The 9,093-nt window shown below is 66.7% G+C and carries 13 protein-coding genes; 7 read left to right on the top strand and 6 right to left on the bottom strand.

Translation table 11 applies throughout. From position 1 onward, the window contains the following. Positions 1-146: 146 nt before the first annotated feature. Positions 147-650 (bottom strand): hypothetical protein, encoded by a 504-nt coding sequence (locus ACLQI9_RS26930; protein WP_442392417.1) that lies wholly within the window; start codon positions 648-650, stop codon positions 147-149. 181 nt (positions 651-831) lie between these two features. Here ACLQI9_RS26930 and moaA point away from each other — a divergent pair, with 181 nt between their 5' ends. Both moaA and ACLQI9_RS26920 read left to right on the top strand, forming a co-directional pair. Beyond that, on the top strand, positions 832-1,911 hold the full coding sequence (moaA, locus tag ACLQI9_RS26925; RefSeq protein WP_442382495.1) for a GTP 3',8-cyclase MoaA: 1,080 nt from the start codon (positions 832-834) through the stop codon (positions 1,909-1,911). 1 nt (position 1,912) lies between these two features. Then, positions 1,913-2,185, top strand: a complete 273-nt coding sequence (locus ACLQI9_RS26920; protein ID WP_442382496.1) for a MoaD/ThiS family protein — start codon at positions 1,913-1,915, stop codon at positions 2,183-2,185. 16 nt (positions 2,186-2,201) lie between these two features. Here the strand turns inward: ACLQI9_RS26920 and ACLQI9_RS26915 are convergent, their stop codons facing one another. Continuing rightward, positions 2,202-2,627: a molybdenum cofactor biosynthesis protein MoaE gene (locus ACLQI9_RS26915; protein ID WP_442382497.1), complete on the bottom strand. Its 426-nt coding sequence runs from the start codon at positions 2,625-2,627 to the stop codon at positions 2,202-2,204. An 80-nt stretch (positions 2,628-2,707) separates the two neighbouring features. On the opposite strand from ACLQI9_RS26915, the gene moeA reads away from it, so the two are divergent. The 3 genes from moeA to ACLQI9_RS26900 are packed head-to-tail and all read left to right on the top strand — an operon-like array spanning position 2,708 to position 4,897. After that, positions 2,708-3,913 (top strand): molybdopterin molybdotransferase MoeA, encoded by a 1,206-nt coding sequence (gene moeA, locus ACLQI9_RS26910; RefSeq protein ID WP_442382498.1) that lies wholly within the window; start codon positions 2,708-2,710, stop codon positions 3,911-3,913. 16 nt (positions 3,914-3,929) lie between these two features. Then, on the top strand, positions 3,930-4,415 hold the full coding sequence (moaC, locus tag ACLQI9_RS26905) for a cyclic pyranopterin monophosphate synthase MoaC (RefSeq protein WP_442392416.1): 486 nt from the start codon (positions 3,930-3,932) through the stop codon (positions 4,413-4,415). Then, positions 4,415-4,897: a MogA/MoaB family molybdenum cofactor biosynthesis protein gene (locus ACLQI9_RS26900; RefSeq protein WP_442382499.1), complete on the top strand. Its 483-nt coding sequence runs from the start codon at positions 4,415-4,417 to the stop codon at positions 4,895-4,897. Before moaC ends, ACLQI9_RS26900 begins: the two co-directional genes overlap by 1 nt. On the opposite strand, the gene ACLQI9_RS26895 is transcribed toward ACLQI9_RS26900, so the two are convergent. Genes ACLQI9_RS26895 through ACLQI9_RS26885 form a run of 3 tightly spaced genes read right to left on the bottom strand, consistent with a single transcriptional unit; the run spans position 4,791 to position 7,977 of the window. Beyond that, positions 4,791-6,035 carry a putative sulfate/molybdate transporter gene (locus ACLQI9_RS26895; RefSeq protein ID WP_442382500.1) on the bottom strand — a complete coding sequence of 415 codons (1,245 nt, stop codon included), beginning with the start codon at positions 6,033-6,035 and terminating at the stop codon, positions 4,791-4,793. The genes ACLQI9_RS26900 and ACLQI9_RS26895 overlap by 107 nt on opposite strands. Before the next feature lie 28 nt (positions 6,036-6,063). Then, on the bottom strand, positions 6,064-6,882 hold the full coding sequence (locus tag ACLQI9_RS26890) for an LLM class F420-dependent oxidoreductase (RefSeq protein WP_442382501.1): 819 nt from the start codon (positions 6,880-6,882) through the stop codon (positions 6,064-6,066). 21 nt (positions 6,883-6,903) lie between these two features. Then, the gene (locus ACLQI9_RS26885) at positions 6,904-7,977 is read right to left on the bottom strand and encodes a poly-gamma-glutamate hydrolase family protein (protein ID WP_442382505.1); all 1,074 of its coding nucleotides are present in this window, start codon (positions 7,975-7,977) and stop codon (positions 6,904-6,906) included. A 215-nt stretch (positions 7,978-8,192) separates the two neighbouring features. On the opposite strand from ACLQI9_RS26885, the gene ACLQI9_RS26880 reads away from it, so the two are divergent. Both ACLQI9_RS26880 and ACLQI9_RS26875 read left to right on the top strand, forming a co-directional pair. Next, the gene (locus tag ACLQI9_RS26880; RefSeq protein WP_442382502.1) at positions 8,193-8,342 is read left to right on the top strand and encodes a hypothetical protein; all 150 of its coding nucleotides are present in this window, start codon (positions 8,193-8,195) and stop codon (positions 8,340-8,342) included. Between the two features lie 74 nt (positions 8,343-8,416). Next, a complete protein-coding gene (locus ACLQI9_RS26875) occupies positions 8,417-8,632 on the top strand; it encodes a hypothetical protein (RefSeq protein ID WP_442382503.1) in 216 nt (71 codons plus the stop codon). Here ACLQI9_RS26875 and ACLQI9_RS26870 read toward each other — a convergent pair. After that, positions 8,610-9,093: Nramp family divalent metal transporter (locus ACLQI9_RS26870; RefSeq protein WP_442392415.1), on the bottom strand; the 484-nt coding region annotated here is incomplete at its 5' end. The genes ACLQI9_RS26875 and ACLQI9_RS26870 overlap by 23 nt on opposite strands.

Raw genomic sequence — 9,093 nt, 5'->3', positions numbered from 1 at the left:
TGCGACACCGGCTTTAGGAGAGCCGTGCTCTATCCCCTGAGCTACGAGGGCTTAAGACATCTTTGAATCCCTGACTAAACTAGCCGTTCTTGGGCGCATCGCGGCTTTGGGTGGCGTTATGGTGCCCTTTCCCGGCGAGCGCCGCCTCAAATCCACACGTAGAGAGTGGGTTTGGCAGGTTCGCCGTCCGCCTGGTCTCGCAGAAAGGAAACGGGCGTGTCGACTCCGTCGAGCTGCACGCTGACCGCCGCCGAATCCCCGGATACGGCGACGATCTTGCCGATAATGTACTTCTGCTCGTCCCACCTGATGGTGGCGTAATGCCCGAGATGGTGTACCGAAAGGTCCTCGGGCGCGACCTCGGTAGGCCGCGGTGGTAACGCCGATACCGCGGGGTTCAGCTCCGCCGGCGCCTGTCCGGAATCCTCCGACCATGCGCGGTCATCGCCGAAGTACTCGACGTCGTCGCCGGTGCGGTCGAGGCGACTTAGCGCCGACTTCGCTCCCTGCGAACTCGGTGCATCGTCTTCTTCGACCCAGACCCGCCAACCCGGCGGAGGCGGAGGCCATGACGGATCCGGCGACCAACCGGGTTGGGGCACCCAACCCTCGGGGGGCTTCGGCCAGTTCGGCGGCGAGTTGTAGCGCATCGACAGTTACCGCCCTGGATTGAGAGTCCGAATTCAACCCACCATATAGGAATTCGGGCGCAACGCCGCTGGGCAGTACACGGCCAGGGCAGCGGATCCCTGGCAGTCGCATGCGCGATTCCGGGTTCGCCGGGCCGATGGATAATGAAACCGTTGCTCGCGACCAGATTCGGACGGTGCCATGACGATCACGACGCTCGGCCTCCCGCGAGTGCCGCGTCGCCTCGTTGGCCGGGCAGCACAACCCCCGTCCACCGGCACGTTGGTGGACAGCTACGGGCGGCACGCGACCGATTTGCGGGTGTCCTTGACCGACCGCTGCAATCTGCGATGCACCTACTGCATGCCCGCCGACGGGCTGCCGTGGTCGACCGCCGCGCAGCTGCTGCACCCCGACGAAATCATCAGGCTGGTGCGAATAGCCGTGGCCCGACTGGGCATAACCAAGGTGCGGTTCACCGGTGACGAACCGTTGCTGGCCAAGCACCTTGACGACATTATCGCCGCTACCGCCGCGCTGCGGCCGCGGCCGGAGCTCGCGCTGACCACCAACGGAGTTCTGTTGGCAGAGCGTGCGGAGGCGTTGGCGCGGGCCGGCCTGGACCGGGTGAACGTGTCGCTGGACAGCGTGGATCAGCGGCACTTCGCGGCGATCACCCGCCGTGACCGGCTGGCCGATGTGCTGGCCGGTCTGGCCGCTGCGCATGCCGCGGGTCTGCAACCGGTGAAGGTGAATGCCGTGCTGGACCCGGTCACCGGCCTCGAGGATGCGGTGTCGCTGGTGCGGTTCTGCCTCGGCCACGACTACCAGTTGCGGATCATCGAGCGGATGCCGCTGGATGCCGGACACCAATGGCGTCGCGAGGCTGCGGTGACCGCAGACCGAGTGCTGGCGCAGCTGCGACGTCATTCGTTCACGCTGGAACCCGATCGGGCGCCGCGGGGTTCGGCGACAGCCGAGTCGTGGAGGATCACCGATCCCGCGACCGGACGCACCGGGAAGGTCGGGATCATCGCCTCGGTCTCGCAACCCTTCTGTTCGACCTGCAACCGCGTCCGGTTGACCGCCGACGGGCAGCTCCGCAGTTGCCTGTTCGCCAACGAGGAGACCGACCTGCGGGGGCTGCTGCGCACCGGCGCCGACGACACCGCGATCGAGGCGGCGTGCCGGACCGCGATGTGGGGCAAACCAGCTGGTCACGGCATCAACGACCCGAACTTCGTCCAGCCGGCGCGGCCGATGAGTGCCATTGGCGGCTGAGGTGACCGATCAGGCAGCCAGCGCGGTCGGGATCACCGTGCGGTATTTCGCGGCCGCCCGCGCCGCGGCAGGGTCCGATTCCGAGCAGCTGACCGTACGTTCCGGCGCCACGGTTGCCGAGCTTGTCGACGGTTTGGGGGGCCGCAGCCAGGAACTCGCCCGCGTGCTGGTCCGGTGCTCTTTTCTTTGCGACGGTGTGGCGGTTCGGGACCAAGCTCAACTGCTGCAGGCGGGCAACACGATCGACGTGCTGCCGCCGTTCGCCGGAGGATAGACAGCGGCGTCCGAACTTAGGCCGAGCCCACCCACTCGTCGGTTCCGTCGGCGAAGATTTGGCGTTTCCACACCGGCAATCGCTCCTTGATGGCGTCGACCAGCTCCGCGCAGGTGGCAAATGCCGCCTGGCGATGGTCGGCGGCGACTGCGGCGACCAACGCCGCTTCGCCGATATGAAGGACGCCGATCCGGTGGCTGGCCGCAATGGCCCGCGTCCCAGCGGACTGCGCGGCGACGTCGGCCACCACTTCGGCGATGACATCGGCGGCCGACGGATGCGCGGAGTATTCCAGCTTCACCACGTGGCGTCCGTTGTCGTGGTCGCGGATCATGCCGACGAACCCCACAACGGCTCCCGCCGCCTGATGGCTCACCAGTTCCTGATGTTCGGCGAGCAGAATCGGTTGATCCGTCAGTGCGGCACGCACTACCAGCGTCATAGTTGATCCCAGGACGGACGTCCCACGAACACCAACTATATTCTTCGCCTGTATTCCAGGGAGGTCTCCGGTCTGACGTGATGCGGTCGGTCGAGGAGCATCAACGCGTTGTTGCCGGGCTGATTGCTGCCCGGCCCGCCGTCACCGCCGAACTGGCCGACGCCGAGGGCCGGGTGCTGTCCGACGATGTGACGGCGACGGTGTCGCTGCCGGTTTTCGACAACTCCGCAATGGATGGTTACGCGGTGCGTGCCGACGAGGTGGCCTCGGCGACGACCGATCATCCGGTGAATCTGCCTGTGACCGAGGATATTCCGGCCGGTCGCATCGACATCCCCACGCTCGAGCCGGGGACGGCGCATCGCATCATGACCGGCGCGCCGATCCCGGCCGGGGCGACGGCGGTAGTGCCCGTCGAGGCCACCGATGGGCGGACTGATGTCGTGAGGATCGACGTATCCAGCGCCGAGGGACGCTACATCCGCCGCGCCGGCGAGGACGTCGCCGCAGGGACCACGGTGTTGCGGGCCGGCCAGGTGGTTACACCGGCGGTGGTTGGCCTGGCCGCGGCACTGGGACTGCGCCAGCTGCCGGTGATCCCGCCTCAGCGGGTGCTGGTGATTTCCACCGGATCGGAGCTCGTGTCACCGGGTACGCCGCTGCGGCCGGGGCAGATTTACGAGTCCAACTCGCTCATGCTGGCCGCCGCCCTCCGCGAGACTTGCGCCGAGGTGGTCGCCGTCGCGACAGTCAGTGATGACGTCGCTCAGTTCACTGCGGTGCTGGACCGATATGCCGCCGAGTCGGATCTGATCATCACCAGCGGCGGTGTTAGCGCGGGCGCCTACGAGGTGGTCAAGGATGCATTCGGCCGAGCCGGTGATCAGGGGGTGGAGTTCGTCAAGGTGGCGATGCAGCCGGGGATGCCGCAGGGCACCGGCTGGGTGGCGGGCACGCCCATCGTCACCCTGCCCGGTAATCCGGTCAGTGCACTGGTGTGCTTCGAGGTGTTCATCCGTCCGGCGCTGCGCTCAGCCATGGGGCTGCCGGCTCCGGAACGGCCACGCCGATCCGCCGTGCTGACCGAGACGTTGACCTCATCGGCCGGTAAGCGCCAGTTTCGCCGCGGGATTTTCGATGCCTCCGCCGGCACCGCCGTGAGCCACGGCCCGCCGGGGTCACACCATATGCGGTGGCTGGCGTCGGCGAACTGCCTGCTGGACATTCCGGCAGAGGTCACCGAGCTAGCGGTCGGCTCGCAGGTGCAGATCTGGGATCTCAGCTAGCGCGGGACCTGTCAGAATGGGACGCGTGGCTGATGCGGATCCGCTCTCGCACATCGACGATCAGGGCGCGGCTCACATGGTCGACGTCACCGGGAAAGCCGCCTCCAAACGCACCGCGGTTGCCGCAGGCTCGCTGCGGACCTCCGCGCAGGTGGTCGAGCTGATCGCGGCGGGCGGACTGGCCAAGGGCGATGCCCTGGCCACCGCGCGAGTTGCCGGCATTCTGGCCGCCAAGCGCACCAGCGACCTGATTCCGCTATGTCATCAGTTGGCGCTGACCGGCGTCGACGTCGATTTCACCGTCGGTGAGACGGACGTCGACATCACCGCGACAGTGAACAGCACCGATCGCACTGGGGTAGAGATGGAGGCGCTGACCGCGGTGAGCGTGGCGGCCCTGACGCTTTACGACATGATCAAAGCGGTGGACCCGGCTGCGCGCATCGACGACATTCGGGTGATGCGGAAGGATGGCGGCCGGCACGGAACCTGGGTGCGGTGATGGCGGGCCGATCCGCGCGCATCATCATCGTCTCGACCCGCGCGTCGGCCGGGGTCTATCAGGATCGATGCGGGCCGATCATCGCTGAATGGCTTGCGCAGCATGGATTCTCGTCGGCGGAGCCGCTGCTCGTCGGTGACGGGGGACCGGTGGGTCGGGCGCTACGCGGCGCCATCGCCGATGGTGTCGACGTGGTGATCACCTCCGGTGGCACCGGCATTTCCCCGAGCGACGACACCCCCGCCCAGACCACGGCAGTGCTCGACTACGAGATTCCCGGGCTCGCCGACGCTATCCGGCGTTCCGGTTTACCGAGGGTGCCAACCTCGGTGCTTTCCCGCGGCGTCTGCGGGGTGGCCGGGCGGACCCTGGTGGTCAATCTGCCGGGTTCGCCGGGCGGGGTGCGCGACGGTCTTGGGGTGCTCGCCGACGTGCTGGACCACGCGCTGGACCAAATCGCCGGTAAAGACCACCCCCGATAAACCAAATCAGAAGTGCCCCAAGCAGCGCGATGGCGAGGTTACTGAGAAAACCAGTGATGCCGACCGCAAGCGCCAGCGCCCAGTGCCAGGGTCCTCGCAGATCTTTCAGCAGGGTGATGTGCAGCAAGCCGGCGACGGTCAGCAGGCCCGCCAGGATCGGCACCGGGAACCCGGCCAGCGCAGCGGTCAGAGTCGCTCCGGTCGCGAGCGCAAGCGCGATCAGCACGCTGCCCAACATGATCGGTGCCCCGCCGCTGCGGGCACCGAAGCTACGATGTGCTGTCATCCCCCCGGCGCCATGACACACCGGCATCCCGCTGATCGCGCCGGCGAAAAGGTTGGCCAAACCGAGAGTGATCGCCAGCCGTCCTGGCCGCACCCGCTGGGCCGCATCGCCGAAGTAGGCGCGGGCCGTGTCCGCGGTGGCCAAACACGAGTTGGCGAACGACAACGGCAACTGGGGCAGCACCAGGGCGACTGCCGCGGCGGAGAACGCGGTCCAGCTCAGGTGCGGGAAGTGCACCGCCGACGGGCCGAAGGTGAATGAGCCGTGGAACGTCAGCACCATCGCCACCACGGCAATCGCGATGAAGACCAGGGTGATCTGGCGGCGTCGCAGCAGCAGCGCCGCGGCGATGACCAGCGCGGTGGCGCCCGCCAGCCACCAGACCGAGTGCCGATGGTCGGTGAAGGCTTTCGGCGTGGCGGACACCAGCTTCCACGCCAACTGACAAAACAGCAGTCCTACCGAGAGCTGAATCCCGCGAATGATCGGTTGCGGGAACACTTTCGCGACCTGATCCAACAGGCCCGATACCCCAAGCGCCACGAAGATGACGCCCATCAGCAGGGCACCCGCGGCGATGTCGTCGGCGCCGAAACCGTGTGCGATCGCGATCGCTCCGAATGCCTTCAACGGCTGCACCGGCACCGGAAGCCGGTACACCAGTCCGGCCACCACGTACAAGAGTCCGGCCGGCAACAGCACCGCCGTCGGCGTCAGGCCGTTCTTCACGATCAGTGCCACCGCGATCGGTACCAGTACCCCGAGATCGCCTACCGCCCCGGCCAATTCGGCCCGGTCGAACCGGAACGACTGCCCACCCGACTCCAGCTGCGATGGCGTCGTGCTGACCATGCCAGCAGCCTAGTGCAGCGTCCAGCGGTTAGCGGAATTCTGCGATCACCTTGGCGAAGGTCTCGGCATGGTGTTCCTGCACGGTGACGGCCGTCAACCCGTAGGTCTCCCGGTAGCCGCGCAAGGTGTCGGCGATGTCGCGGGGCGATCCGCTCAGCACGGCGGGTAGCGCCAGCAATTGCTCGTCGGACAGAGAGGGCGCATACCTTCGGGTCATCGCTAGATCGGGTTTCCCGGAGTTGTCTGAAGGCACCGCCGTGATGGCGAGGTTGAGCTCGAGACCCGCAAATCGGTCACCGGCGGCGGCGCGGACGAACTCGACGCGCTCGGCGAGCGGGTCGCCGACCCCGCGGTCGTTGGCACCGGTCAGGCCGATGATGTCGGCGTGCTGGGCGGCAATCGTCAGCAATCGATTTCCGTTGCCGGCGATCAGGATCGGGATGCTGGGGTGGTGTTCCTTCATGTACAAGGTGACGTGCTCGAGGTAGTCGACGCGTTGCCCGGCGCTCGGGTACGGCAGCTCGGCAGCCTCGAATTCCTCCCGCACGTAGCCGGCGCCGAGGCCGAGTTCAAGGCGGCCGTCGCTCAGGTCGTTGACAGCGGCCGCGTCACGAGCCAACAAGGCCGGCTTGTAGAAGCCCGCGTTGAGCACGTAGGTCCCCAGCCGCACGGCGGAGGTGGCCGCCGCGATCGCGGTCAGCACCGGAAACGGTGCCGGCGCGCCGAGGTGATCGGGCAGATGCAGGGCGTCGAATCCGAGACCTTCCAGACGTTGCGCCTTGTCCCGCAGTGCGGCGCTTGACTTGGCGGTGTGGATGCCGATCGAGAAACGAAAGCCACGAGCCATCAATGAACTCCGATCTTGTTGTTATTCGGAATGCAATTTCCAGGACGTGGCGGCAGCCGCAAGGCCTTGCACCAGAGCAGAAGTCACCGGCGACAACCCGTCGTCGCCGGGCAGCGGACTGCGTGGGCTGATGCCCCTGACCCGCGTCGGCAATTCCAGCTGGGTTCCGCCGTCGCGGGTCAGGTTGACCGGGTTACGCGGATGCAGCCCGCGTAGCTCGAGTGGGATCCGGTCGATGTCGGTGACGACCTGATAGCCGGGCAGGTCGAGGTGGCCGGCCACGTGAGCCGCCAACGCGCGGTTGCTGCCTCCGGCCAACAGCTGCGTGCCGCGGCCGATCCGCCCGTATCCGTGCAGCGAGATCGCGATCTCGACGTGGTCGAGGAACTCCGCGAGTCGGGCCGATTCGTCGGGGCGGAAGCGAGCCGACGACAAGTGATGGGGATAGCGGTCGGGGTGTCGCAGCAGATACACCGACGCGTCGGCCGCGTCGGCGGCCCGTTCGGCGATCACGTCGGTCATCTCCTCCAGGCCGCCACCGTGAATGGCGAGAAAGCCGAAACGCGACCGCAGCCCGATGACCTCGACCACCCCGGCCTCGGACAGCAACTCGGAAAGCGACTGTGGCGCAGGCGTTGTGGGCCACGACCGTGGCCGAGGCCAACGAGCGGGGTCCCATCGGCGCAGGAAGTCGATCCAGCGCTGCGGCAACCTGTGATGCAATGCCCCGTCGATGATGCGTTCGAGGTAACCCGGTCGCGGCGCACCCGGATTCACCCGGTGGTCGATATAGACCCAGGCTTTCGACGGACCGTCGTCGGTGTGCACGGTCAGCTGGTCGCGCCGGTAGCGCAGCGGCACGCCCTCGGCGCTGTCCAAGGTCGCCAGGTCGTGATCCGAGAGCTGCCAGACGACCCCGTGCACATGAGTGCCGTTGAACGGCTCGACGGTGGCCACGCCGCGCTGATTGATCAGCCAGTCGTGGTCGGCCAGCACCGCCCGCCGGGGATTGGTGGCGTCGGGGCAACGTTGCGCCATCTGCCGCACGCACAGGTTCGACCCGTACGCAAAGTAGGTATGACGGCCCGCCGGCATCACGACTTCGATGTTAGCGGGGCTGTTCAGCCACGCGGTCGGGCCGAAGGTGGGGTTACGCACGCCGACGGCGTTGTATGCAACCGGCTACAAGGACGCGGCTGTGACGAGAGCTCACCGCTCCTGACGAGACCCTCTCGGGTCTCAGCCAGCTGCTTGGCCTGTCCATCCAGTCGCCTGACCCTCTTGGCCAAGACGCCGCCTTTGCCGAAGCGGTGCTGTCCAGCGGCGCCATTCCCGCCGTGTGGCCCGGTGACCGATTCGACGTCATCTGGACGTTTACTCTTGACCGTGACGGGGGACGCTACGTGTTCGGCCAAGTCCCCCAACAACTCTTGGGCGGCGACACCGACACGGTGATCTGATCGGGTAATGACCGCAAGGTTAATTCCGGCGCGTCTCGCTGTTGGTGTCGGCGTTTCGGTGCAAGGATTACTCAATGGACGCTTCGGTAGGCGACAGCACGCGAGACCGGGACACGATCGAACGGGAATTGCGATTGCTGGTCAGCGTTCGTAGTGCTTACCGCAAACGTGGTGGGGCTCTGCCGTCGATCAGTCAGATGGATGCCCTGTTGGACGAACTCCTCGAGCTGCGCCGGCCGATAACGCCGAAGGCCAAGGCCAATCGCGCTATGCCGACCCGCTCACGGTGAGGTAGATCAGCACTGCGTTGAGCAGACTGATCATCACGCCGATCACCCACCCAATGGCGGTCGTGATGCGGTGATCGGCGTCGATTCCCATGAGCGCCTGATTGCTGGTCAACCGAACCAGCGGAAGCAGCGCGAACGGAATACCGAACGAGAGCACGACCTGCGACAGCACCAACGTTCGGGTCGGGTTGAAACCCAGGGCCAGAATCAGTAGCGCGGGCGCCAGCGTGACCAGCCGACGCACCAGCATCGGAACCGACCGGTGCAGCAACCCCTGCATGATCATCGCGCCGGCGTAGGCGCCCACCGACGCCGACGCCAAACCCGAAACCAGTAATCCGACCGCGAAGAACACCGCGATCGTCGGGCTCACGGTGTCGCGCACAGCCGTGTACGCGCCCTCGATGGAACCGGTGCGGCCGCGCTCCCGCATATTGAGCGCAGCGATCAGCAACATGGCG

It is taken from the genome of Mycobacterium sp., assembly GCF_052143115.1.
Taxonomy (GTDB): Bacteria; Actinomycetota; Actinomycetes; order Mycobacteriales; family Mycobacteriaceae; genus Mycobacterium.
Note: the sequence above shows the minus strand (reverse complement) of the source record. Positions and strands in the feature narration are given on the sequence as shown.